General features: G+C 66.6%; 23 protein-coding genes. 9 read left to right on the top strand and 14 right to left on the bottom strand.

Going from position 1 to position 24717, the window contains the following annotated elements; translation table 11 throughout:
- The first annotated feature begins 196 nt into the window (after nt 1-196).
- Nucleotides 197-631 carry a GNAT family N-acetyltransferase gene (locus tag P9A16_RS18815; RefSeq protein WP_023515004.1) on the top strand — a complete coding sequence of 145 codons (435 nt, stop codon included), beginning with the start codon at nt 197-199 and terminating at the stop codon, nt 629-631.
- Between the two features lie 18 nt (nt 632-649).
- Here the strand turns inward: P9A16_RS18815 and P9A16_RS18810 are convergent, their stop codons facing one another.
- Nucleotides 650-997, bottom strand: coding sequence for a hypothetical protein (locus tag P9A16_RS18810; protein WP_024270057.1), 348 nt, complete (start codon nt 995-997; stop codon nt 650-652).
- A 247-nt stretch (nt 998-1244) separates the two neighbouring features.
- On the opposite strand from P9A16_RS18810, the gene P9A16_RS18805 reads away from it, so the two are divergent.
- From P9A16_RS18805 to P9A16_RS18790, 4 genes are all read left to right on the top strand, one after another.
- Nucleotides 1245-2345 carry a TRAP transporter substrate-binding protein gene (locus P9A16_RS18805; RefSeq protein WP_023516869.1) on the top strand — a complete coding sequence of 367 codons (1101 nt, stop codon included), beginning with the start codon at nt 1245-1247 and terminating at the stop codon, nt 2343-2345.
- A gap of 31 nt (nt 2346-2376) precedes the next feature.
- Nucleotides 2377-5073 (top strand): bifunctional diguanylate cyclase/phosphodiesterase, encoded by a 2697-nt coding sequence (locus P9A16_RS18800; RefSeq protein WP_245290338.1) that lies wholly within the window; start codon nt 2377-2379, stop codon nt 5071-5073.
- Between the two features lie 224 nt (nt 5074-5297).
- Complete coding sequence (locus tag P9A16_RS18795) at nt 5298-5930, top strand: RBBP9/YdeN family alpha/beta hydrolase (RefSeq protein ID WP_023516867.1); 633 nt, start codon at nt 5298-5300, stop codon at nt 5928-5930.
- A gap of 9 nt (nt 5931-5939) precedes the next feature.
- The gene (locus P9A16_RS18790) at nt 5940-7367 is read left to right on the top strand and encodes an FAD/NAD(P)-binding protein (protein WP_023516866.1); all 1428 of its coding nucleotides are present in this window, start codon (nt 5940-5942) and stop codon (nt 7365-7367) included.
- A gap of 81 nt (nt 7368-7448) precedes the next feature.
- Here P9A16_RS18790 and P9A16_RS18785 read toward each other — a convergent pair whose 3' ends face one another.
- The 3 genes from P9A16_RS18785 to P9A16_RS18775 form a co-directional block, all read right to left on the bottom strand.
- Nucleotides 7449-8729, bottom strand: coding sequence for a type II toxin-antitoxin system HipA family toxin (locus P9A16_RS18785; protein ID WP_024271553.1), 1281 nt, complete (start codon nt 8727-8729; stop codon nt 7449-7451).
- Complete coding sequence (locus tag P9A16_RS18780) at nt 8729-9118, bottom strand: helix-turn-helix domain-containing protein (RefSeq protein WP_256363708.1); 390 nt, start codon at nt 9116-9118, stop codon at nt 8729-8731. The genes P9A16_RS18785 and P9A16_RS18780 overlap by 1 nt, the downstream gene beginning before the upstream one ends.
- Nucleotides 9119-9784: 666 nt before the next feature.
- Nucleotides 9785-10042 carry a WGR domain-containing protein gene (locus P9A16_RS18775; RefSeq protein ID WP_023516092.1) on the bottom strand — a complete coding sequence of 86 codons (258 nt, stop codon included), beginning with the start codon at nt 10040-10042 and terminating at the stop codon, nt 9785-9787.
- A 500-nt stretch (nt 10043-10542) separates the two neighbouring features.
- On the opposite strand from P9A16_RS18775, the gene repA reads away from it, so the two are divergent.
- The 4 genes from repA (at nt 10543) to P9A16_RS18755 (ending at nt 15157) form a co-directional block, all read left to right on the top strand.
- The gene (gene repA, locus P9A16_RS18770) at nt 10543-11796 is read left to right on the top strand and encodes a plasmid partitioning protein RepA (protein ID WP_443021680.1); all 1254 of its coding nucleotides are present in this window, start codon (nt 10543-10545) and stop codon (nt 11794-11796) included.
- Nucleotides 11796-12869, top strand: coding sequence for a plasmid partitioning protein RepB (gene repB, locus P9A16_RS18765; protein ID WP_037409496.1), 1074 nt, complete (start codon nt 11796-11798; stop codon nt 12867-12869). The genes repA and repB overlap by 1 nt, the downstream gene beginning before the upstream one ends.
- A gap of 261 nt (nt 12870-13130) precedes the next feature.
- Complete coding sequence (repC, locus tag P9A16_RS18760; RefSeq protein ID WP_023516988.1) at nt 13131-14357, top strand: plasmid replication protein RepC; 1227 nt, start codon at nt 13131-13133, stop codon at nt 14355-14357.
- Between the two features lie 155 nt (nt 14358-14512).
- Nucleotides 14513-15157: a GntR family transcriptional regulator gene (locus P9A16_RS18755; protein ID WP_023516987.1), complete on the top strand. Its 645-nt coding sequence runs from the start codon at nt 14513-14515 to the stop codon at nt 15155-15157.
- 43 nt (nt 15158-15200) lie between these two features.
- Here the strand turns inward: P9A16_RS18755 and P9A16_RS18750 are convergent, their stop codons facing one another.
- From P9A16_RS18750 to P9A16_RS18705, 10 genes are all read right to left on the bottom strand, one after another.
- Nucleotides 15201-15692 carry a GNAT family N-acetyltransferase gene (locus P9A16_RS18750; RefSeq protein ID WP_156032107.1) on the bottom strand — a complete coding sequence of 164 codons (492 nt, stop codon included), beginning with the start codon at nt 15690-15692 and terminating at the stop codon, nt 15201-15203.
- Nucleotides 15693-15894: 202 nt separating this feature from the next.
- Entirely contained in the window at nt 15895-16752 is an 858-nt protein-coding gene (locus tag P9A16_RS18745; protein WP_023516985.1) for a transporter substrate-binding domain-containing protein, read from the bottom strand.
- A 51-nt stretch (nt 16753-16803) separates the two neighbouring features.
- Entirely contained in the window at nt 16804-17583 is a 780-nt protein-coding gene (locus tag P9A16_RS18740; RefSeq protein WP_130516780.1) for an ABC transporter ATP-binding protein, read from the bottom strand.
- Nucleotides 17580-18308 (bottom strand): ABC transporter permease, encoded by a 729-nt coding sequence (locus P9A16_RS18735; RefSeq protein ID WP_023514193.1) that lies wholly within the window; start codon nt 18306-18308, stop codon nt 17580-17582. The genes P9A16_RS18740 and P9A16_RS18735 overlap by 4 nt, the downstream gene beginning before the upstream one ends.
- The gene (locus P9A16_RS18730) at nt 18308-19027 is read right to left on the bottom strand and encodes an ABC transporter permease (RefSeq protein ID WP_037404989.1); all 720 of its coding nucleotides are present in this window, start codon (nt 19025-19027) and stop codon (nt 18308-18310) included. Before P9A16_RS18730 ends, P9A16_RS18735 begins: the two co-directional genes overlap by 1 nt.
- 112 nt (nt 19028-19139) lie before the next feature.
- Nucleotides 19140-19988: a transporter substrate-binding domain-containing protein gene (locus P9A16_RS18725; RefSeq protein WP_278025900.1), complete on the bottom strand. Its 849-nt coding sequence runs from the start codon at nt 19986-19988 to the stop codon at nt 19140-19142.
- Between the two features lie 64 nt (nt 19989-20052).
- Nucleotides 20053-21747 carry a M28 family peptidase gene (locus P9A16_RS18720; RefSeq protein ID WP_023514190.1) on the bottom strand — a complete coding sequence of 565 codons (1695 nt, stop codon included), beginning with the start codon at nt 21745-21747 and terminating at the stop codon, nt 20053-20055.
- The gene (locus tag P9A16_RS18715) at nt 21740-23164 is read right to left on the bottom strand and encodes a M20 family metallopeptidase (RefSeq protein WP_278025899.1); all 1425 of its coding nucleotides are present in this window, start codon (nt 23162-23164) and stop codon (nt 21740-21742) included. Before P9A16_RS18715 ends, P9A16_RS18720 begins: the two co-directional genes overlap by 8 nt.
- A 445-nt stretch (nt 23165-23609) precedes the next feature.
- The gene (locus P9A16_RS18710; RefSeq protein ID WP_023512719.1) at nt 23610-23858 is read right to left on the bottom strand and encodes a hypothetical protein; all 249 of its coding nucleotides are present in this window, start codon (nt 23856-23858) and stop codon (nt 23610-23612) included.
- A gap of 128 nt (nt 23859-23986) precedes the next feature.
- A complete protein-coding gene (locus P9A16_RS18705) occupies nt 23987-24358 on the bottom strand; it encodes a hypothetical protein (protein WP_278025898.1) in 372 nt (123 codons plus the stop codon).
- Nucleotides 24359-24717 lie beyond the last annotated feature (359 nt).

The raw sequence follows: 24717 nt of genomic DNA, 5'->3' as shown, positions 1-24717 counted from the left end.
GGGAGGCCGCGCTCTCGAAAGGAGCGCGGCATTTCCCCGCCGGGGGCGATCGCGTGGGGTCTGCGGAGATGGCCGGCCGGGCAGAGGGGGCCCGCGCACTCCATCCGACACCGGCGATCGCCCTCACCCGGCCCCATGGAATTTCCGGTCCGGCGCTCCCATCTTCGGGGCATCGGTCAGGGAGCACAGGACGCGCATGCAGTTGAGACGGATCACCCCGCAGGATTGGCCATGGATCCAGCACTGGTTCGAGGACGAACGCCTCAACGAGGAACTCGGTCCGCTCGACGAGGCATGGCTCGATCACGTCCTGCACGCAACGGACGGCGTCCAGCTCGTCGGTGTCGAGGACGGTGCGCCCGCTGCACTCGTCGGTTGTGTGTGGAGTCCCGAGCCAGGCGGGCTCCACGGGATCACGGATATCGCGGTGCGCCCCGCCGTGCGTGGCACGGGCCTGGGCCGCCGGGCGCTTGCCGCGGTCGTCGGCTGGGACGGCCATCCGCCGGCCGCCGGCTGGATGGCCTTCGTCGATCACGAGAACGACGCGGCCCACGCCTTCTTCACGGCATTGGCATGGACCTATCGCGGCCTCGACGACGAGATGCACCGCTTCGAGCTTATGGCCGCCTGATCTCGGCGGGGGATCCGGTCAGCCTTCGGCGTCGTCGGACGCCGGCCTGTCCTTGGCCCAGTAGTGGTCGCGGATGTTCTGGCCGTTGCGGATGACGAAGGTGGCGATGTCGGGATCGCCGCCCTCGAAGGTCTCGGGGTCCGCGCCGCACAGGTGCAGGAACAGCTGCTGCTGTGCGTGGGCGACAAAATAGTCGTAGGCCGGCGGCGGCTCGTCGAGGCCGACGGCCTTCAATTCCTCGGCAGCCTGTTCGATCGCGGTCTTCAGCGCCGCGTGGATTGCGGCCATCATGGCCTTCTCCACCCGCTCCTGTATCTCGACATAGTGTTTCTCTGCGGGCGTGAGAACGGGGCAGGTCGTGTTCAAGCATCAGTCTCCTTGCGGTCCGAGCGCCTATCTGGCGTCCGGAAGCGGCCGGTTCAAGAGGGGCCGGATATCGATCCCGCCCTATTCGACGAAATCGCAGCGGGCAAGCCAGACTGCGGAGCATCCCGGAAAACGCGGGCGTATCGATGCAACTCAAGATGTCATATTTCGCAGTTCGGACACAGGGTCCGTTAACTTCTATGACGGAAGATTTCACGCTGGGAGAAGAGTAAGCCGGGGGTAACGAATGAGCGGACGAGGGTGCGGGCGTGCAGCGGCAGGCCGCTTTACCGGCGCATGGCTGGCGTGCACCCTGTTTGCTGCGCTGCTTGGCTGTGCCGGCGGTGCCTCCGCCCAGCAATCTTCAGGCGATCAGGTCCGGTTGCAGGTCATCGGCGGTCTTGCAGGCGTCACGCAGTTCACCAAGATCGAGCAGCCGTTCTGGGAAACGGAAATCGGGCCGCTGTCGCAGGGCCGGATCAGCGCGGCGATCCGCCCGCTGGATGCCGGCGGGCTGCGTGCCCAGGAAATGCTTCAGCTCTTGCGGCTTGGCGTCGTCTCCTTCGGGACCGTGCTGCTGAGCGCCACCGCCGGGGACGAGCCGGAACTGAGCGCGATCGACCTGCCGACGCTGAACCCCAACGTGGCGATGCTGCGCCGGACGGTCGGCGCCTACCGGCCGCACCTGGAAATGGTGCTGGACCAGCGCTACGATATCCGGCTTCTCGGCGTCTACGCCTATCCGGCGCAGGTGCTGTTCTGCGTCGACGCGTTCACCGGTCTCGACGACCTCGCCGGCCGGCGGATCCGGACGTCCTCCGTCGCGCAATCGGAACTGGTGACGGCGCTCGGTGCCGTGCCGGTGAGCATACCCTTTGCCGATATCGTGCCGAGCCTTCGCGATGACCTCGTCGACTGCGCGATCACCGGCACGCTGAGCGGCTACGAGATCGGGCTGCCGGAGGTCACATCCTATGTGCATGCCATGGCGCTGAGCTGGGGCGTATCGATCTTCGGCGTCAACCGGCCCTATTGGGACAACCTGCCCGTCGATGTGCGCAGCACGGTCGCGCAGGGCGTGCGCCAGCTCGAACAGCGGATCTGGGCCCAGGCCGAGGCGGACACGGCGCGCGGGCTCGCTTGCAATGCCGGCGCGCCGGACTGTTCCGGCGAAACCCAGGCGGCGATGACCATCGTGCCGACATCGCCGGAGGACGAAGTGCGGCGGCAGCGCCTGCTGCTCGATGTCGTGCTGCCGCGCTGGTTCAAGCGATGCGGAAAGAGCTGCGAGCAGACCTGGAACACCTATCTCAAACCCGTCCTTGCAAACGAGCCCCAAAGCCCATGACCAACCAGAAATGCCGGGGTATCCTGCCGTGATGAAACGCCTTCAGCTCGTCGTCTGCGCCGGCACGGCCGCCATCCTGACGATCATCGCGCTTGGCACCGTGCATGTCGTGGAAAAGGCGGAACGGGCTGCCTGGCTGGCCGCGCGGCAATCGCTGGAAGGGTCCGCCAAGGCGGTGGAGAACGCGCTCGAGCGGCAGTTGCTTCAGGTCGACGGCGCGCTGGCGAGCCTCCCGGCTTTGTTCAAGGCGGCGAAGATCGCCCCGGGCCAGGCCGGGCCGGCCGGCCAGCTGCTGAGCGGCATCAGCTTTCAGACAATGGCCTTTCGCGATCTCCTGCTGGTTGCGCCGGATGGCAGCGTGGTGGCGTCCGGGCAATCGATGACGGTGCGTCATCCGCTGCCGACCGATGTCGCGCTGGTGGGCCGTAATCCGACAACCCTGATCGGCCCGGTGCACAATCCCGTCACCGGCGACTGGTCGCTCTATGTCGCGCGTCCGATTCCCGGATGGATCGGCATCGTTCCGGTCGCCGAAGTGCCGTTGCAGACCCTGATGAAGCTGGTGTCGGAGACCAATCTGGGACGCGGTACGCGGATCTTCCTGGAGCGCGCCGATGGCAGGGTTATCGCCTCGCAGCCGCATGACGAGCTGCTGATCGGCAAATCCCATGGCGCTGCCCATCAGCAGGGGGCGGTGAACGGCGTGGCCTTCCCGGCCACCGAGACCGGTGCGGACGATGGCGTGCTGACGGTCGCCCGGCAGTCGCTCTATGGTGACATCAGGGTGGTGCTCAGCGCACAGAACGCGGTTCTGCTCTCCGACTGGCGCAGCGCGCGCGACGGCATCGTTCTCGGCGCCGGGATCGTCGCGCTGTTCGTGCTCGCCTTCGCGGCGGCGATCCTGGTCGCCATCCGCCAGAGGGAAAAGGTCGGCGCGGAGCGTGAGCGCGCCTCTGCCGTCCTCGACAATGCGATCGCGGCGATGTCCGATGGCTTCGTGATGTGGGACGAGAACGACCGGCTGGTGACCTGCAACCAGCGCTACCGCGACCTCTACGCGCTGAGCGCCCCCTTCATCGAGGCAGGCGCGCGTTTCGAGGATATCGTTCGCCAGGGCGCCGAAAGGGGCCAGTATCCGCAGCTTACGGGGGACATCGATACCTTCATCGGCGATCTTGTCGCCTGGCACAGCGGGGACAGCGGCGCGATCGAGAGCATGCTGCCGAACGGCGTCTGGGTGCTGGCGAGCGAGCGGCGGACGGCCGATGGCGGCCGCGTCGGCATCCGCACGGACATCACCGCGCTGAAGGCGGCCCACGCGGAGCTCGCCGCGGCCAATGCCCGCGCCAATGCCGCGGTCGAGGAGGCGCAGCGGCAGAACATTGCCCTCACCCGCCAGGAAAGCCGCATCCGCTTCCTTGCCCATCACGATGACCTGACCGGCCTGCAGAACCGGCTGGCCTTCCGCACGCAGATTGCCGATGTCCTGCAGCAGATCGGCACCAGGGGTGGGCAGGCCGCGCTGCTGTTCCTCGATCTCGACCGTTTCAAGGACATCAACGACACGCTCGGCCACCCGGTCGGCGACCAGCTGCTGCGGGACGTCGCGCGGCGCCTGTCCGCCTGCGTGCGCAAGACCGACACCGTCGCGCGCCTTGGCGGCGATGAGTTCGCGATCCTGTGCACCGGGCACGACCAGCCGCAATCCGCCGAAGTGCTGAGCGCCCGCATCGTCGATGTCCTCAGCCAGCCGTTCTCCATCGAGGGCCGGGCGATCGCCATATCGACGAGCATCGGCATCGCCATTGCCGAGGGTGCGGGCGGGGATGCCGACACGCTGCTGAAGCAGGCGGATGTGGCGCTCTACCAGTCCAAGTCCCGCGGGCGCGGCACGTTCTGCTTCTTCACGGAGGAAATGGACGAGCAGCTGCATGGCCGCATCGCCCTCGAGGCGGACCTTCGACGGGCGATTGCCGAGGAGCAGTTCGAGCTCGCCTACCAGCCGATCTACCAGCTGGCCTCCCGCACGCTCAGCGGCTTCGAGGCCCTGCTGCGCTGGCAGCATCCCGAGCGCGGTTCCGTGTCTCCGGGGGAGTTCATTCCGCTGGCGGAGGAGACCCGGCTGATCGTCGAGATCGGCGCCTGGGCCTTGCGGCAGGCGTGCCGGGATGCCGTGCATCTGCCGGGCGCGCCGCGTATTGCCGTCAACCTGTCGCCGGTGCAGCTCGCCTTCGGCGACATGGTCGCGATCGTCCGGGATGTGCTGGCCGAGACCGGCCTCGATCCGGCGCGGCTCGAGCTGGAGATCACCGAGACCGCCCTGTTCGACGACGACAACCGGACCCTTGCCGCGGTGAAGAGCCTGAAGGCGCTCGGCGTGCGCATCGTCCTTGATGATTTCGGCACGGGATATTCGAGCCTCAGCCACCTGCGGCTGGCCCCGCTGGACAAGGTCAAGATCGACCGTTCCTTCGTCAACGACATCACGGTCCGCCCCGACAGCGCCGCCATCGTCTCGGCCATCGCGGCGCTTGCAGGCGAGCTGGGCATGACGACGACGGCCGAGGGTATCGAGACCCCGGCCCAGCTGGAAGCGATCCGCCAGGCGGGCTGCACGGAAGCCCAGGGCTTCCTGCTCGGCAGGCCCCAGCCGCTGCTCAAGGCCGTCTCCAGCATCCTTGTCCATGAAGAGATCGAGGCCATCACGGCCAGACGCCTGGTGTCCTGAAACCGGCGCCGCCTGCGCGGGCAAGGGCCACGGCCTCTATCGCCGATGGCCGCCCTTGGCGGGGCGTGGGCTTCGAGTGTTGCAGGTTATGCTTCCCGTTCCGGGTGAAAAGGCTTTTCGAAAATTAGTCCATATAAAAGATAGAATTCCTATACTCGCCAGCCGAACGCGTTATCCTCCCCGGTATCGATGCCGCAGGGCATCCCGATCGTCTGGAGGCCACCATGCCGTCGCTCGATATTCCCGTCGATACGCTCATCCTGCCGGGTCTCAACGGCTCGCCGGCGGCGCATTGGCAGCGCCATTGGGCGCGCGACAACCTGGAAAGCCGCGTGGTCGAGCAGCACGACTGGTCCTGCCCGGAGCAGCGGGACTGGTTCGTCCGGCTGGAACGGGTGGTGGAGATGGTGAGCAACGACGTCTGGCTGGTCGGCCACAGCCTCGGCTGCATCCTCGCGGCGCATTTTGCCGAAAGCCGGCTCGCCGGGCGCATCCGTGGCGCGCTGCTCGTGGCGCCTTGCGATCTGGAGACGACCGAAGGGCTGCATCCCTGCATCATCCGGTTCGGTGCCATGCCGGAGCGCCCGCTGCCCTTTCCCTCGCTCGTCGTCGGCAGCCTCAACGATCCCTACATGCCGGCCGAGCGGCTGCGCCAGACGGCGCGCGCCTGGGGCAGCGACCTCGTCGATATCGGCCATGCCGGCCATATCAACATCGCCAGCGGTTTCGGCCGTTGGACCGCCGGCTATGATTTCCTCGAACTTCTGAAAACGCGGGCGGCCGGTGCGGGCCGGGCAACGGGGCGCCTGCCGTCCCCTCTCCCCTCCCCGGGCCTTTCCCCCGCAGCCCTCCACTGAAAGACGCGCATGAGCACCTCATCCTTCCTTCCGGTCGTGGCGATCGTCGGTGGCGGCTTCAGCGGCGCGGCGGTCGCCTACCACCTGGCGCGCGCGCTGCCGGCGCATGCGGCGCGCATCGTCGTGTTCGAGCCCCGCGCCCGGCTCGGTGGCGGCCTTGCCTATGACACGGACGAACCGGTCAACCGCATCAATGTGCCGGCTGCACGCATGTCGCTTTTGCCGGAGGATGGCGAGCATTTCGCCCGCTGGCTGCGGGTGACCGGCTATCTTGCGACGGACCCCGATGCCGAGACGGCGGACGGCCATGTCTTCACCCGTCGCTCGGCCTTCGGCCGCTACGTCGCCAACCAGCTCGCACCGCTCCTCGCCAGCGGGGCGGTGGAGCACCATCGCGGCCGCGTCGCCGCGATGACCCGGCAGGAGGGCGGCGACTGGCGCATCGCGGCCGCCGACGGCACGGTGCTCTTCGCCGACACCGTCGTCATCGCCACGACCCACCCGGCGCCGCGCGCCCCGGCCGTGCTGGCGCGTGCCCTCGCCGGACATCCGGGCTACGTCCCTGATGCCACCGTGCCCGGCGCGCTCCGGCGCATCGGGGCGCTCGACCGGGTTCTTGTCGTCGGTGCCGGCCTCACCGCGGCGGATGTGATCGCCGCGCTCGATGCCCGCGGGCATCGCGGCCTCATCACCGCCGTCTCGCGCCGGGGCCTGCGTGCCCGCGGGCACGATCTTGCCGCGCCTGCGCCGTTCGGCAATTTCACCGCCCCGCCCGCCCGCTCGGCGCGCGCCCTGCTCCGCCGGATCCGCCAGACCGTCGCCGAGGCCGGAGCGCAGGACGTCGGCTGGCATGCGGTCATCGACCGGGTGCGGGCGGAGGGCGGTACGATCTGGCGCGCGCTGCCCCTCGCCGAGCAGCGACGGCTCCTGCGCTTCCTGCGGCCCTATTGGGATGCGCACCGCTTCCGCATCGCCCCGCAGGTGGAAGCCGTGCTGGAGCAGCGCCTTGCCGAGGGAACGCTCGCCTTTCGCGCCGGCTCGATTGCGGCAGCCGAACACGATGCTACGGGCGGCCTTGCCGTGCGCCTGCGCCTGCGGCACGGCGGAGGCTTCGAAGACGGCCGTTTCGATGCGGTGGTGGTGACGACGGGGCCGGGCCACGAGGCGGTGCTGGAAAGCCAGCCCTATCTCTCCGGTCTTGCCGCCGCGGGCCATGTGCGGGCGGACCCGGTGGGTCTCGGCCTGCTGGTCGATGAGCAAAGCCGCAGCGTTGCCGCCAGCGGCCGGCCTTCCGGCACGCTCTTCGTTGCCGGCCCGCTGGCGCGCGGCACGTTCGGCGAGCTGATGGGCCTGCCGCAGGTGACGGAGCACGCCGTGCTCGTCGCCCGCGCAATCGCCGCCAGCCTCCCCGCCGCGCAGGTGCGTGCGCACGGCTAGAGCTTGTCAGGGAAAAGCGGAACTGCTCTGAGCGCGCCCTCCCCTCCCCTCCCCTGTCGTGGGGAGGAGAGGGGAGGAGGGTCAACCCCGCGCTTCCTCAACCAGCGCCAGCGTCCCGAGCCGCGCAATCAGGCGGTCTGCCTGCGGTGCGCCGAGATGCGCCCTCAGCGCTTCGGGCCAGAGATCGAGTGCCATCAGCACGGTGTCGCGCACCTCTCGCTCGATCCAGTCCGGATCGAGCCCGAGGAAGTCCGCGACGCGGCGAAAGCGGCGCAGGGTGACGGCGGAAAAGCCGTGGGTGCCGACGAAGCGCAGCGCCAGCTGGTCGTCGGGCGCAAAGAGCACGGTCGGCACGATGTCGTAGGCCGGCGACAGCCGTACAGCCCCGCCTCCCGGAAACAGGAAGGACCAGTTCTTCAAATGGTTGTCGCCATTGCCGATGAGCACGTCGGCGACGATGCGGCGGATGCCCTCCAGCACGTCGGCACGCCAGTCGGTGCTGAAGCGGCGGATCATGTTGAGGATCGTCTCGTAGGTCGCCATCGTGTATTTGCGCTCGCCGACGGCACCGACGACCTGGCCGGCATCCTCCATGTGCAGGCGCTCCCCCTCCCCCGGCCGGTCGAACCGGTCGACGGCGAGCGCCATCGCGCCACCCGAAAGCAGGCCGGCAGGCAGGCCGTCGATCTCCCCCACCGGCACGAGCCGGCAATCGGCCGTCGTCACGCCGATCATCCGGCAGAGCGTCATGGCGGCGAATTCGGCCTCCGGCAGGCCGGGATAGCGCGCCGTGGGCACCTTGAGGATCGCCCGTCCCTCCCCGCCCCGCGCCGGCACGGTCAGCCGGGCGCCGGCGGGGGCGGCGGAGAATTTCAGCTGCACGCCGGCCAGTGAGAATTTGACCAGTCCTTCCGGCTGCGGCAGGTCGAGCCCGGCGAACCGTTCGAGATGGAGGGGACCGGCGGTCTCGGGCGGCGCCGTCTCTGACGTCACCAGCACGGCACCCGGCAGGTCGCCGCCGAGTCGCGTCAGGAGATCGAACTGATCGTGCCGGCCCGGGCCCATCTCGGCGAGCACGAGGTCGCGCAGCGCGCCCTCGGGCAGGAGACCGGCAAACCACGGCGGCAGGTGACCGTTGAGGCCGATCTTGTCGCCGCGTGCGGCAAGCCGGCCGCGCGTCGCCGCCTCGTCGCCCGGCACCTGCCAGCCGAGGCTCAGCACCGGCCGGGCCGGATCGCGCAGATAGGCCTCGTCGACGATAAAGGCCGTCGCCCCCTCCCCGTCGCGCGACAGGATGCCGACCCGCCGGGGCCGGCCCGCAGGATCAAGGAGGTGCACCCCGAGCACCGCCGCGCGCGCCATTACGCTTCTCCGTCGGCAAGGTCGATGAAAACGTCGTCGAAGGCGGTGCCGTCCGGGCGCGCGGCGTCTTCTTTCGGTCCGGCGGGCGCCAGCAGGACCTGCACCGCCGCCAGCCGTTCGGCCGGCACCAGCACGGGCGAAAGGTCGAGCGCATCGCAGATCTCCAGGAGCAGCGCCAGCCGGTCGCGCCCGAGACGTCCCTGGATGAGGTCGCGCTCCAGCTCCGAAATGCGCGCCCGATCCCGCCCCAGCCGCGCCGCCAGCGCCGGCTGGGTGAGGTCGCGGCCCTTGCGGGTGCGGCGCAGCTGCGCGCCCAGATTTTCGGCGACGGAGGATTTCATGCGGAAAGACGCTCTTTGCTGCAAAACAAGCGGATTTCCGCATACCATGGAACGGGCTTACAAAAAAGCGGGATTCCGCTTTTCCTGGCGCAGAGAGCGGGATTCCGCTTTTTTGGTACCCTTGCATGCCGGCATTCTGCGCCGTTCCCGGAGTGCCATCCATTGCCGCGCCTGTTTTCCTCCATTGCTTGCTCTGCGTTGCGGTAAGGAGTGCCACGCGGCTGTCCCGGGCGGCTGGGGGCCCGAGCGGCACATCGCGGTTTGGCGCCCTCTGCGACGTGGCGGTCGGGCGGGTCTGCCGGAATGGTCGACCCGACCATGGTGCTGGCGTTTTACACCATCGGACGCGCCTGCCAGCCTGGCGTACTGCTCCCATCGGGGCCGTGCCGAGTTGACAGCTGGCAACCAAATGATGATCCACGCCCCACGCCCCACGCCCCACGCCCCCGACAAGAAAGCGCTCGTTGCCGAGGGGCTGGAGCTGCCGGCACAGGACAGGAAGAAGGATGCGGCCCCGCTGGTCATCGCTGCGATGCGCGGGCGATTGCTGGAGCGCGTTGGCGGGTGTTGCTGTACGTGCGTAGGGTTCCGGAATGTCAAATCGGCGGGTCGGCGAATGGCGGAACGCCACTACCGGCATTGTCAATGCCGCGTATCGGGGCCGGCATCTCGTCCACGCCTCACCCCGCCCGGCGGCCGGTGTGTTGACAGCTGTCAACGCCCACCATCGGCCTCGATCAGCCTGTAGCCCCGCCGCTGTTTCTGCACCGCCAGCCGGTCCGCATCCCGGCAGGCGGCGGCAAGATTCTCCTTCGCCTCCCTGCGCTCGCGGGCATAGACGCCGATGCGTCCCCATTCGCGTACCAAGAGCACGGTGCCGAAAAGATCCCGCGTCACCGTCAGGCGGTAGAAGCGCTGCATGTTGCGGGTCGCGTCCCGGCGTTCGAAATGGCTTGACCTCGTCTCGTCCATGGGGCGAGTCTCGCCGGCAGGGCGAATCCCGTCCAACGCATTTTTGGAATCGATGGCTGCGCATCGATTCATGATGCTGATGGATCGCGCGGTTGACAGCTGTCAACGGAGCCCTTGAGCAAGGTGGGAACGAGAATCGGCAGGCGTGGCCGACGATTCGGCTGCGGCCCGGCGCAAAGCGCCTCCGACCTTGCGCGGGACGGAGTCAGAATCCGGTGGATGACGCGCCGCCGGGAACCGCCAGAGTCCTGATTCCGCGGGATTCCGGCCCTCGCCCGCCAGGGCGTCGTTAACCAAAAAACGCTTGACGCGACTCGGAACCTGTCCCACCGTCTCTTACGGAGCCGGGCGAAGATTGTGACTTTCGCCGTAACTGCCGAAAGCCTCTGTAGATTTCTTTGTCCCCGCATATCCCCGGGGTGAGAATCGGAGAAACTATAGGCAAGCCGGTCTGCCGGACCATGAGGGGCCGCGGATCGGGGAATGAACGGAGACTGCCGATGGCCAAGCCGTCGCACACAGCCCTTGGAGAATCCATGTCGACGCTTCGCCCGGCCGACGTAACCATTGCGGAAGACGCACAGGCGCTGTCCGTGCAGCTCCAGGCCATGCGCGACCGGCTGTTTCCGCCGACCTCGCAGAAGACGCTGCGCAGCTTCACCTCGGGCGAGGCGGCGCGGCTGATCGGCGTTTCGGACGGCTATCTCAGGCAGATCTCGCTGGCGGGCGAGGGGCCGGAACTGGCGACCGGTCCGGGCGGCCGGCGCATGTATTCGCTCGCCGATATCGATGCGCTGCGCCATCACCTCGCCGAACAGGCGCGCGCCAAGGGCAATGCGGCAAAGGCCCGTTCCTATGTGAAGTGGCGCGATCCGGCGCGTGGCGAACACCTGCAGATCATCTCGGTCACCAATTTCAAGGGCGGCTCCGGCAAGACGACGTCCACGGTGCATCTGGCCCAGCATCTCGCCATGACCGGCCACCGGGTGCTTGCCATCGACCTCGACCCGCAGGCCTCGCTCTCGGCGCTCTTCGGCTATCAGCCGGAACTCGACCTTGCCGGCAACGACACGATCTACGGCGCGATCCGCTATGACGGCGAAGCCCGTCCGCTGTCCGCCATCGTTCGAAAAACCTATTTCCACAATCTCGATCTCGTGCCGGGCAATCTGGAACTGCAGGAATTCGAGCATGCGACACCGCGTGCGCTTGCCGAGCGCCGGGCAGGGGAGGCGCACGGCCTGTTCTTCACCCGCGTGCAGGCGGCGCTCGCTTCGGTCGCCGACGACTACGACGTCGTCGTCATCGATTGCCCGCCGCAGCTCGGTTATCTCACGCTCTCGGCGCTCTGCGCCTCCACCTCGGTCATCGTCACCGTGCATCCGCAGATGCTCGACGTTGCCTCGATGAGCCAGTTCCTGTTCATGACCTCGGATCTGCTCGGCGTGGTGCGCGAGGCGGGCGGCCAGCTCAATTTCGATTTCCTGCGCTATCTCGTTACCCGCTACGAGCCGCATGACGGGCCGCAGGCGCAGATCGTCGGCTTCCTGCGCTCGCTCTTCGGCAACCGCGTCCTGACCTCGACCATGCTGAAATCCACCGCCGTCTCCGATGCCGGCCTTACCAAGCAGACGCTCTACGAGGTCGGCCGCGAGAATTTTTCCCGCGGGACCTATGACCGGGCGATGGATTCGCTCGAGGCGGTCAACCAGGAAATCGAACAGCTCGTCCACAGCGCATGGGGTCGCACATGATGACCGGCCGCGACCGCAAGAACTCGATCAAGGCGCTGTTCGGCGGGGATATCCTGCCCGCCGGCGCGGAGCGTGCGCCCGAGACGAAATCGCTCCCCGTCGCCGAGACGCCCGCCACGCCGGGGCGCACGTCCTCCGGCGCCGTCAAGGCGATGGGGCTCACGCTGTCCTCCATCACCCGCGAGGCGGAGGAGGCACGGGTGCTGCGCCAGGCTCTGGAAGAGGGCGAGCGCATCGTCTCGCTCGATACCGGGCGGATCGACGTCTCCTTCGTCAGCGACCGTCTCTCCGACGAGGAGCGCGACGATCCGGACTTTCTTGCGCTTGTCGAGAGCATGCGCGAGAACGGCCAGCAGGTGCCCATCCTCGTGCGCCCGTCCTCAGCCACGGATGGGGCAGGCGAGAGCGAAGGCCGCTACCAGGTTGCCTACGGTCACCGCCGCCTGAAGGCGGCCCGCCGTCTCAGCGTCAAGGTCAAGGCGGTCGTGCGGCCGCTCACCGATGACGAGCTGGTGCTCGCCCAAGGCAAGGAAAATGCCGAGCGGCGCAATCTGAGCTTCATCGAGCGCGCCCTCTTTGCCCATACGCTTGTCGGCCGCAGTTTCGAGCGCCGGCTCGTCTGCGATGCGCTGGCGGTGCAGAAGAGCGAACTGTCGCGGCTGCTGCAGGTGGCCGATGCGGTGCCGCTGCGCTTTATCCGCGCGATCGGCCCGGCGCCGAAGGCGGGGCGCGAGCGCTGGATGGCGCTCGGTGCGCTGTTTGCGAACGGCAACGGAGCGGAGATCGAGAAGGCGGACGACGAGACGACCTCCGCGCGCTTTGCGGCGGCAGCGAGCGACGAGCGCTTCCAGATGCTGTTTGACCGCCTGCTGCGCCCGGCGCAGAAGGCGCCGGCTGCTGCTGAGGAGATCGTCCGGGCTGACGGCGCGCTGCTTGCCACGGTCGAGCGCAAGGGCAAGGCGGTGCGTCTTTCCTTCGCGAAAGATGTCGATCCGGCCTTCATTGCGGCGCTGAAGAGCCGCCTGCGGGAGGATTATGCGGTCTTTCTTGCCGAAAAGGCGGGGAAGGACTGAGCAGGTAAACACCTGATTCGGCCGCGTGAGCGGCTGGCAAACACCTGAGAAACCAGCGGAAGGATACGCGGAGACAAGAAAAAAGGCCCCCAAAACGTCACCATTTCGGAAGCCCTCTTCTATGTAGCAATTCGAGAGAATCACTTCCAACAGTCAAAGTCAAGAGTCGTCCGGCCCTGTTGCCGCGCGAAACGAAGACCTTCGTCTGCCTGATGGCCGGCGTTGACGGGACCTCCTTGCCTCAGAAAAGGGGACCCGACAATGATGGAGCAGATTGCAACGACGCCTTTTGGCGGCGGACGGATGAGTGCGCGCCTTTTCCTGAGGCAGCGCGCGACGACGGAGCGACAGGAGAAGCTGCGTGCCGGCGAAGGCGGCAACGACACCGGGCGCGCCGACAAATGGCAGCTCATGCGCGCCGTGACGGAAGCCCGCCGGGTCTACGGCATCGGCGACCGCACGATCAGCGTGCTGGAGGCGCTCGTCTCCTTCGCCACGGAGCGCGAGCTCGACGGCACGGCGCCGATCATCGTCTTTCCTTCCAATCGCGAGCTTTCGCTGCGCGCGCGGGGCATGGCCCCGGCGACGATCCGGCGCCATATCGTAGCGCTCGTCGAGGCCGGCATGATCTTCCGCCGCGACAGCGCCAACGGCAAGCGCTTCTGCCGCCGGGACGAGGCGGGCGCGCTGGAGGATGCCTTCGGCTTCGACCTGGCGCCGCTGGCGCTGCGGGCCGGCGAGATTTTCGAGGCGGCAGAGACCGTGCGGGCAGAGGATCGCGCCCAGCGGGCCCTGCGCGGCGAGGTGACGCTGCACCAGCGTGACATCGCCAAGATCGTTGCCACGGCCCTGGAGGAGGGCAGGGCTGGCGACTGGCTGGATTACGCCGCACGTCTTGCACAGCTTGCTGCCGGGCTTGGCCGCGGCGCTGCCCGCGATCTCCTGGCCGATCGGCGAGAGGCCTTGCTGCATCTTCGGGCCAAAGTGGAAAACGCTTATCTCTCAAGCCTTTCGGAAGAAGAATTGAGCGGCAGTGACCTTCAGACTGAGCAGCATATACAGAATTCAAACACAGACCAAAAATTTGAATCCTATAGCCGAGAAACTCAAAAGGTGAAGGCGGTGAACGAGGCACGGCCGGCACCGGAGCAGAAGATGGCGATCAGCCTTGCTCGGCTGGTCAAACTTTGCCCCGATATCGCCGATTACGGACGAGATGGCGTTACCAGCTGGGCCGATCTCCTGGCAGCGGCCGACCTCGTGCGCTCGATGCTCGGCATTTCGCCCGATGCCTGGCGCAAGGCCAAGGCCGCGATGGGCGAACAGGCGGCCGCGGTGGTGATCGCCGCGCTCCTGCAACGGGGTGAAGCCATTCGCTCGCCCGGCGGTTATCTCCGCGATCTCACCGAAAAGGCCGGCCGTGGGGCGTTCAGCATCTATCCGATGCTGCAGGCGCTGGAGCGGGGACGCGCGGTCGGGGATGACTGATGCTGCAGGGTGGCAGGACGGGAAACTCGGCAAGCTTTTGACTGAAAACGGCAATCCGCATTGAATTGCGCGGGCAGCTATCATAGTTTCTCCAAAAATGGCGCCAATTCCGCGACCGAAGCAGAGCGGCGCGCGGTCAGAAAGCGGGACGGACGATGCGGGCGGCACAGACGGAAGCGGCAGTCGAGGCGGAGGAACGGGATGTCACGGATCTCCTGTTGCAGGATATCCTGACGGGAACCCTGCCGGCAGGCACCTGGCTGAAGCAGATCGACCTCGAACGCCGCTACGCCTGCACGCGGCCGGAGGTGCGCCGGGCGCTCGACCGTCTGTCGCAGAAGCGGCTGGTGCAGCACATTCCCAACCGCGGCTACCAGGTCTACGAGGTCGACGATGCCCGCACGCAGGAGATCAGCGACATCCGCGTGATCCTGGAGACGTCCGTTGCCGACCGGATGGTCGCTCATGCGACACCCGAGGCGATCGAGACCCTGCGCGGCCTTGCCCGGCAATTCGACGACATGTCGTTTCGCGGCACGATCATCGAGCACTACGACGCCAACCTCGCCTTCCACCGGGCGCTGCTGCTCCTTTCGGGCAATCTCGAACTTGTCGAACTCGTCGCGGAAATCCGCCAGCGCACGGCCTCGGCGCCGGTCTCCCAGTGGCGTACCCGCGCGCGCATCGAACAATCCGCCCGCGAGCACCACCTGATGGTCGATGCGCTGGCGGCCGGCGATGTCGCGGAGCTGAAGCGGCTGATCGAAATCCACATCCGCCAGGCCCCGATCCGCAGCTGAGTGGCGAAAGGAGCCGGAGCAGGCGTGCTGCTCCGGCCGGCCGTCAGGCTTTCAGGCGCAGACGGGCATTTTCGAACGGCAGGCCTTCGTCGTCGCTCGGCCGCCGGGAGATTTCCGCAAAGCCGAGGGCGCCGTAGAAGGCAAAGGCCTCGGCATTGCGCGTATAGACCTCCAGCACCAGCTCGCCCTTCAGGGCAAGCGCCTCGGCGATCAGGGTGCGCCCGATCCCGCGGCCCTGCTGGCCCGGCGCGACGAACAGGCCGCCGACGAAGGCGTCGAGCAGGCTGATGAAGCCGACGGGCCTTTCGCGATGGCAGGCGACGATGGTTTCGGCTGCGGGCAGGTAGGTCGTTTCGATCAGCGTCTGCTGCGCACGCAGACGCGGTTCGCCCAGAAAGGCATGGGCCTTCAGCGAGGCGTCGAACCAGATGTTGGACAGGGTCTTGAGGTCCGATGCCGGGTCATAGGCACGGAGAATGATGTCGTTTTTCACGAAAACTCCACAGAAAGATGGATGTGCAAAGGGGATCGGCATCCGGGATGCCGGGCAGCACCGCATAGGGCGGCTCAGACGGGACCTCTGCGCATAAATCTCCTTCTCTCGGGAGCCTCCGCTGTAGGGTAGCCGCGACGGGCTGTCAACAGCCGGCCGCTCGCGCCCTGCAAGCCGCCCGTTTCCGGGATCCTTGCAGGGCGCGTTCGATCAGGGATTTGCTCTTGCCGGCTTCAACCGGGCATCAGCGCGGCGTCAGGTCGAAGCCGAACCACTTTTCCGACAGGCGCTTGATCGTGCCGTCGTCCTTGGCGGCGGTGATGGCGGCATCGAACAGCGCCTTCAGCTTCGGATCGCTCTTGCGCAGGCCGACCGAGCTGCCGGCGCCGAGGAACCCGCCCTGGAAGCGCGGGCCGACGATGGCCATGTCCGCATTGGCCGGCTTTTCCGCTGCGGTCATCAGGTAGCCCATGGAGGCCATGACGAGATCGACCCGACCGGCGATGAGGTCGAGGTCGTGCTGCTCGGTCGTCTTGTATTCCCGTACCTCGACGGCGCCCTTCAGGTATTCGTCGATGAAGCGGGCGGCGATCGAGGCGCTCTGCACGCCGATGGTCTTGCCGTCGAGCAGCGGCTTCAGGTCTTCTGCGGCCTTGCGGGCGCCCGCCTCGTTGGAGGCAAGGGAGAAAAGCTCGCCTTTCATCGGCATGTTTTCGAGGTCGCTGCCCTTCAGGGTGGCAAAAGCCTGGCCGGTGCTGCCGTAGGACAGCGAGAAGTCGATGACCTCCTTGCGCTTTTCCGTCGCCGACATGCCGGCCATGATGGCATCGAACTTGCCGGCGTTCAGCGCCGGGATGATGCCGTCGAAGGCCTGCGGCACGATGGTGCATTCGACCTTCATATGGGCGCAGAGAACCTTGCTGAGCTCGATCTCGTAGCCGTCGAGCGTGCCGTCGGGCTTGGTGAGGTTGTAGGGCGGGAAGGCGCCCTCGGTGGCGATCGTCACCGTCGTCCACGTCTTCTCCTCCGCCATGGCCGCGCCGGCCGTGACGGTCGTGGCGAGGCCGAGGGCCGCTAGGGCGATCTTGGCTGTGTTCTTCATGTGCATTCCCCTTTTGTTTGGTGGTGGTGGCGTTTTGCGGCTGAAACGCGCTCAGGCGCTGATGAACTGTCGGAACCGGGCGGATCCGGAGCGGGTGAAGACCTCGTCGGGCGTGCCTTCCTCCTCGATGGCGCCCTGGTGGAGGAAGACGACGCGGTTCGACACGTCGCGGGCGAAACCCATCTCATGGGTGACGACCAGCATGGTGCGGCCTTCCTCGGCAAGGCCGCGCATGACGCGCAGCACCTCGCCGACGAGCTCGGGATCGAGCGCGGAAGTGGGCTCGTCGAACAGCATGGCCTTGGGCCGCATGGCGAGCGCCCGGGCGATGGCGGCGCGCTGCTGCTGGCCGCCGGAGAGGTGGGCGGGATAGTGGTTGCGCTTGTCGGCGATGCCGACTTTGGCCAGCAGCGCCTCGGCTTCCTCGATCGCCTCGCGGCGCGGGCGCTTCAGCACATGGACGGGCGCCTCGATGACGTTTTCCAGGACGGTGCGATGGGACCAGAGATTGAAGCTCTGGAAGACCATGCCGAGTTCGGCGCGGATGCGGTCGACCTGCCGCGCATCGGCCGGCCGGCTGCGGCCATCGCCGGCGGCCTTCAGGCGGATTTCCTCGCCCGCGACGCAGATCGAGCCGGAATCAGGCACTTCCAGAAGGTTGATGCAGCGCAGCAGCGTCGACTTGCCGGAGCCGGAGGAGCCGAGGATCGAGACGACCTCGCCCTCGCGTGCTTCCAGGCCGATGCCCTTCAGCACCTCGATGGGGCCGAAGCGCTTCTTCAGGTCGCGCACGGCGATGGCGACGGGCGGTGCGGTGTGGGTCTGGGTCAAGGGGTTTCTCCCGAAAGGGCGGCGGAGGAGGGCAGGGGCAGCGGCCGGCGCTGCGCCGGGCTCAGCCGGTGTTCGAGCGCGGCGACGAGCCGGGTGAGCACGAAATTGAGCACGAGATAGAGCGCGCCGGCGACGACGAAGACCTCGATCACCCGGTAGCTTTCCGAGATGATGCGCGCCGCGACGCCGGTGATTTCCATCAGCGTGATGATCGAGGCGAGCGAGGTCGCTTTCACCATGGCGATCATCTCGTTGCCGTAGCCCGGCAGCGCCTGGCGAATGGCGAGCGGCAGGACGACCCGGCGGAAGATCATGAAGCGCGGCATGCCGCAGGCACGCGCGGCCTCGACCTGGCCATGCGGCACGGAGAGCAGGCCGCCGCGGATGATCTCGCTGGCATAGGCGGCCGTGTTCAGCATCAGCGCCAGGACGGCGCACCAGTAGGGTTCGCGCAGCACCGGCCAGAGGAAGGAGTGCCGCACGGCCGGAAACTGGCTGAGGCCGTAGTAGATGAGGAAGATCTGCACCAGAAGCGGCGTGCCGCGGAAGAGGAAGACATAGAGCCGGGCGGACCAGTCGAGCAGGAAAATGCCGGAAAGCCGGGCAAGCGCCAGAGCCAGGGCAAGGCCCGCGCCGAGCAGGATGGCGGTTGCCGCAAGCTCCAGCGTCAGCGGCAAGGCGCCAAGCAGGCTGACGAAGGTTTCCCAGAGAAAGACGATGTCCATCAGCCCCTCCTGACGCCGCGCGAGAACCGGCGCTCCGAGGTGTGGAGCAGAAAGCCGGACAGGGTGGATATGGCGAGGTAGATCAGCGCCGCGATCAGGTAGAAATCGAAGGGCAGGCTGGTGGAGCCCGCACCGATCTGCGCCTGGCGCAGCAGCTCGACGACGCCGGTGACCGAGACGAGAGCGGATTCCTTCAGCACCACCTGCCAGACATTGCCGAGGCCGGGCAGGGCATGGCGGAGCGTCAGCGGCGCGACGACCCGGCGGAATTTCAGCGCCCGGCCCATGCCGCAGGCGGTTGCCGCCTCCAGCTCGCCGGGATGCACGGCGCGGAAGGCGCCGCGAAAGACCTCGGTCTGCTGCGCGCCCGAGGTGACGCCGACGGCAAGGGCGCCGGCCAGAAAGCCCGGAAAACTGACGAAACCCTCCGCCCCGAACAGCCGCCCGACCGCGCTGACGACGGCACTGCCGCCGAAATAGAAGAGGTAGATGACGAGCAGGTCCGGAATGCCGCGCAGCACCGTCGTGTAGGTTTCCGCGGCGAACCGCACGGCCGGCCCGCCGGAAATCTTCGCCCAGGCGCCCGCCGTGCCGATCAGGCCGCCGATGAAGAAGCCGGCCAGCGCGATGAGGATCGTCATGGTGGCGCCGGCGGCAAGCGCCTGGCCCCAGCCGTTCGGCCCGAAGCTTACGAGATCGAGGATGCTGGGTTGGCTCATGGCGAGAAGGGTCCCCGGCCCGCCGGTATCGAGTTTGGCCATCTGTTCATTGTGGTGTGTCCGCCTGACGAGGGCCGGATGGGTCCTGAAAGACCCACCCGGCGGGCTCGGTTCACTGGTAGGAAGGGGTTAGATCAAGCTTGCTCCATTTCGTGGAGAGGGCACGAATGACACCATCGGCAGCAGCCTGCTTGATCGCCTCGTCGAATTTGGCTTTCAACTCGACTTCGCCCTTGCGCATACCCATGGCGACTTCCGTCGCCAGCATTGCGCCTTTCACCAGCGGGCCGGTCATCGCCAGGGTCTCGTTGCCCGGCTCGGCAAGCATCTTCGTGCCGTAGACGCCGCTGTCGAAGCCTGCGTCGAGGCGGCCAGCCTTGATGTCGAGGTCGCGTTCACCCGAACTTTTGTAGGTGCGGACCGTGACGGCGTCGCCGAAATACGCATTGATGAGCTGCTCCTGGCTGGTCGACTGCACGACACCGATCGTTTTGCCTTCGAGGCGCTTGCCGATCTCCGCCATGACCGGCTCAGCCTTTTGCTTGTCGTTGAGATTGAGGCGTTCTCCCGTCATGGGAAGTTCTGCGACCGGTCCGTCCCTGGCAATCAGGAACGTTGCGACGCCACTGGCGTAGGGAACTGTGAAGTCAACGACCTTCTTGCGCTTCTCGTTGATGCCGAGCGTCATGACGAGGTCGAATTTTCCGGCATTCAGACTGGGAATGAGGCTCGTCCACTCGCCCGCCTGCAACTCGCATTCGACCTTGGCGCGGGCGCATATGTCCTTGATCAGGTCAACGTCGAAGCCGGACAGTTGCCCCTTCGCGTCGAGCGCATTCCATGGCGGAAATGCACCCTCTATGCCCACCCGGACATGGGTCCAGTCCCTGGCGGCGGCCGTAGACGCCGCAAGGGCAATGCTGCTCAGGAGAATTGCCGATATCCATGCATTCCGTTTCATCTTTCCGTTCCCTTTTTATTGCCGAATGTCTCTCGGTTGTGCTGCGGTGAAATGATGCGTTTTGTCAGCCTTCCCTGCGCTCGATGAGGGCGGCAAGCACCGCCTGTGCCTCCCCAAGGCTATGGGTGACGAGATTTCTGCTTTGTCGTGCGGAGACGACATGGAAGGCGGTGTCCGCAGCGTCTTCGGAGAGCTCTGCGAGCGCGCGAAGGCCGGAAAGCGAGGGCCAGGCAGGATGCGGCAGCGCGCTGTCATGGCTGAACCGATTGCCGCTCGTGTAGTTGATCGGCACGAGGGCACGCGACACACGCATCAGGGCGCGGTCGATCTCGGCCCGCTGGCCTTCACGCGCGCTCTTGGCCATTTCGTTCACGGTTCGGGCCGCCGCCTCAAGCGCATCGAGGCGGCCGAGCAGACCGGTGATATCAAGACGGCCATCGAGGCCGGCCACCAGCGCCGAGAGTTCCGAACGCATCGAGGCGGTGAAGGCCGTATAGTCCAACGGCAGGACCGGATCGATGAGCAGGCGAGACAGCACGGCCAGGACGATCGCCGTATCGCGATCGAGGTTGTCGAGGTCCATGTGCTCGATCAGGTCGTGCGGCGTGTGCCACCACCAGCCATGGGCCGAAGGGCGCTTCACGCCGCCGGGAGGGTGATGGCTGATGCTTCCGAACATCGAAGGTATTCCGATGCCCCAGAATGACTGGTCTGCAACCCGCTGGTGGCGGCGCCCCGCGTGAATCTGGCCGGACACCGCCTCGATTTCCTCGGCGGCAAGCGTCTTCAGCTCGTCGATGACCGCCGAGTTTGCAAGAACGCTTGCCCCCGCGCCGCCGGTCGAATCGACGTTGACATGGACGGCGCAACGCCGGTTGAGTTCATCCCAGTGTTCATCCGCATACCAGGCCGATCCGGAATAGCGACCATGGGAGTGCCCGGACCAGAAGCAGAGCCTGAGGCCGCGCCTCCACAGGTCGCGTCGCTCGGCAAGCAACCGCGCTGCTTCGAGCATGGTGGCGTTGGCGCCGCCATTGTCCATGACGCCGTAGTGCCATGTGTCGTGGTGGCCGGACAGCAGAACGAACGGATGGTCGGTGTGCTCCGCGTTCGCCGGCGGCAACTCGGCGACAAGGAGCGGCGTCTTTCGCCAGCCGGTATCCACCTCGGCCCAGAGCTTCACGGAGAGGGTTTCATCGCTCAGTGAGCGCGCCTTCAGGGCAGCCCCGTCATCACAGGCGATGGTGCAAACGACCGTGGATGGCAGCAGCGGCCGCGTTATCTGCGAAGGATTGCCCCATACCGGCGAAACACACATCTCGTAGAGATGTTCGTTTGGGCTGATATGGATCTGACCCACCGCTCCATGAAGGGCGGCCAGTGCGGTTACTTGTTCGTCGGCGATCCCGTCGACCAGAACAACCTTGCCGGAAACGCTGTTCGAGGCGAAGGACACAGCGCTGCCGTCGCCGATATAGACAAGCGGTGCGCAAATTCCCTCGGCCGGGGTCGAAAGAGACATGGAATGCGTGATGCATCGCAGGCCTTCGCCCCCGACCTCGATGCGGGCACGCCCGGGCAGGCTGATATAGGCGTCGTGGGCGAGGAGTTCCGTCCGGTAGCCGTAGGACGCCATCTCCCGTTCGAGATAGCGAAAGCTCTCGCGCTCTTCCGTTGTGCCGGAGAGTTTGATGCGGCGGGCGAACTCTTCGATATGCGCGGCGAGGCGCGCGCGGTCGGGACGAGGCGGATTACGCATTGGACGTCACCGGCAATGGAGGATCGACGTCGTCGGGGATGGGGTTGACGAAGGGCGTGCCGTCGAGCCGGGCGGCGTGATCGGCCTTTGCGGCAGCGATGAGGGCGGGATCTGCGATGAGGTCGAGGGCCGTTGCGGCCATCACCTTGGCGGCGTGCTCCATGCCCCTGTGGGCGGCGGGGAGCTTGCCCTGCGCCACGAGTTGCCAGGAATGGCCGGGCGTGCCGATCGCATAGGTCGCCCCGCGCATCTGCACCGTCGGCACGACCCAGCTCACCGTGCCGACATCGGTGGAGCCGACCAGCGTGCCCGCGCCGCTTTCGGGCGGAAAGATCGTGTCGCACAAGGCCACGCCGCGCCGCAGCTTCAGCCCGAAACGCTCGAAGGCCGAGGCGATGTCCTCGGCGGTGAAGGTCTTCTGGAAGGCTTCCGCCGTGGCGCGGTCGGCCGCGTCGAAGGCCGGCGGGCCGAGCCGTTCGAGATGGCGGTGCATGAGGGTCTCGAGCGGCGTGTTGCCGACGAGATTGGCATCGCCGCTGACGATCTGGCTCGTGACGGTCGTGCCGGTCATCATCGCCGCGCCTTCGGCGACGGCGCGCACGCGGGCCGAAAGGGCATGCAGTTCCGGCAGGCTGCGGGCGCGCACGAGATGGCGCACCGAGGCGCGGGCCTGCACGACATTCGGCGCATGGCCACCAGCGTCGGTGATGGCATAGTGGATGCGGGCGCTGGAGGGCATGTGCTCGCGCAGATAGTTGACGCCGACATTCATCAGCTCGACGGCATCGAGCGCGCTGCGCCCGAGATGGGGTGTGGCGGAGGCATGGGCGGCACGGCCGGAGAAATGGAAGTCGATCTCGTTGCAGGCGAGCGAGACGGGATTGTTGACGCCGGCAAAGGGCGCCGGATGCCACGATATCGCGATGTCGACGTCGTCGAACAGGCCGGCGCGTACCATGAAGCCCTTGGAGGAGCCGCCCTCCTCGGCGGGGCAGCCATAGTAGCGGACGCGCCCGGCAAGCCCGTGTGCCGCAAGATAGTCCTTGACCGCGGTGGCGGCCATCAGCGCGCCCGCGCCGAGCAGGTTGTGGCCGCAGCCATGCCCGTTGCCGCCGGCAACGAGCGGCCGTTCCTCGGCAAGCCCCGCCACCTGGCTGAGGCCCGGCAGCGCATCGAATTCGCCGAGAATGGCGATGACCGGCCCGCCTTGCCCGGCTTCCCCCATCACCGCCGTCGGCATGCCCGCCATGCCCCGCGCGACACGAAAGCCTTCCGCGTCCAGAACCGCTGCATGGGCCTCGGCGGCGGCATGTTCCGCATAGTTCGTTTCGGGCGTGTCCCACACCCGGTCGCTGAGGTCGAAAAACACCGCCCGCTTCGCCTCGACGAGGCCCCAGATGGCATCGGAATTCATCATCACGTCTCTGCCTTGCAAATGGTATCCAAGATTGGCGCCAATTTACGATAACATTTTTGGATACGCAAGAGGGCTGTGCTGTTGTCGGCAGGAGACGGCTGCGGGCCCTTGAGCATTTCCAGCCGAAGCGGGACCGCTTCGGCGTCGGACAATTCGGAAAAACAAGGAGATAGAAGGCCTCCAGTAAACCCGCTTTCACCGGAAATGCTTTGGCGCAGGGGGCTGGGGGAGGGGAAAACACACTGCCTTGCGTTGGCGTCCCGTCCCTTTCCAACACTGCGGTCTTCTCCGGCATGGAGAAAAGAGCCGGTTGTCGAAGGGGACACAGCCGCCCCGTCCTTGGGGGGAGGGGGACGCCCGGCACGCAGCCTGTTTGGTCACCCGGCCGGCAGCTCCGGCCTGGCGTGGGCCATTTCGGTATGCTGTGCGCCGGAGTCTGCCGCGCTCATGCGCGCCATGCAAGGATCGTCATGACAAGCGGCGTGCCGAGCACGACGCCGACGATGGAGAACAGCGGCCCGTAGAAAAGGGCACTGAGGGGGATCCAGGACAGGCACTGCGCAAGGCCGCCCGCCAGGCAGCTGTGCGTCCCACCCTCGAAAAGGCTGTAGACCGGAAGAAACAGACCCGCGACGGCGAGGCTGGCGCAGAAGGCAAGGACGGCCGACAGGAGGAGGAGGCTCAGGGATCTCATTGCACTGGACTACAGAGGGTTCCCGCCCCGATCAATGACGGCTTTTGCCTTCTTGGAGATCCCCTCGCGGAAAAGGCGGTTTCTCCGGACCGGACGTTGCCGTCCCGCCCGCGAGATCCGCTGTTTCCCTAGCGGTCTGCAACATATTCCAATCGATACCAGTCGATGAGGCCGGTGCGGAAATGGCTGGCCGCAGCCCGGGACCACATCGGCGTGTTGTGATCGCCGACGACCATGATGTCGAGGGGCGGCAGGTCCGGATCGGCGGCGATCGCGGCGACGGCGTCGAACACCTCCATCCAGATTTCCGTCAGCTCGCACGGAATGCGGTCGGTTATCCGGGCCTGAGCCGAATTGCATGCCAGGGGGCCGTTTTCGACGGGAACATACGGCAGATGGCTGTTCAGCGTGAGCCAATAGACGAACTTTCGCTGGCCGTTCGAGGCGGCAAGCTCGCGATGGACGCGTTTTCCGACATCACTGTCGCAGAGCCCCTTCAAAGCGGATCCGCATTGGCGGGTAAACTCGGACGGATGATCTCTCTCCAGGTCGTCGCGAAAGTTCAGTGTCTTGAGTCCGATGCTCGGATACCAGTCTCGCAGGGCAAGGAGCCCGCCCTTGAAACCGTCATAGCTGATCGTCGCGAAGCCGGCGTCGGCGAGCCTGAAAGGAAGGCAATCGTAGCGTTTATCGGCGAGATAGTCGGTGAAAGTACCCCATCTGCCGCACAGTTCCCGGGATGTTGGTTTCCGCGCGGAACTGAGCCGGTTTTTCCACCGAGAAGTGAGCCACTTCTGAGTATGGTTTTCTGATCAGGGTTTGGTCAAGGGATTGGCCTTTTCTCCTCTCTTCTGTGCTG

Source organism: Shinella sp. 838, assembly GCF_029623935.1.
Classification (GTDB): domain Bacteria; phylum Pseudomonadota; class Alphaproteobacteria; order Rhizobiales; family Rhizobiaceae; genus Shinella.
The sequence above is the reverse complement of the archived record's forward strand: the minus strand, read 5'-3'. Positions and strand labels throughout refer to the sequence as shown.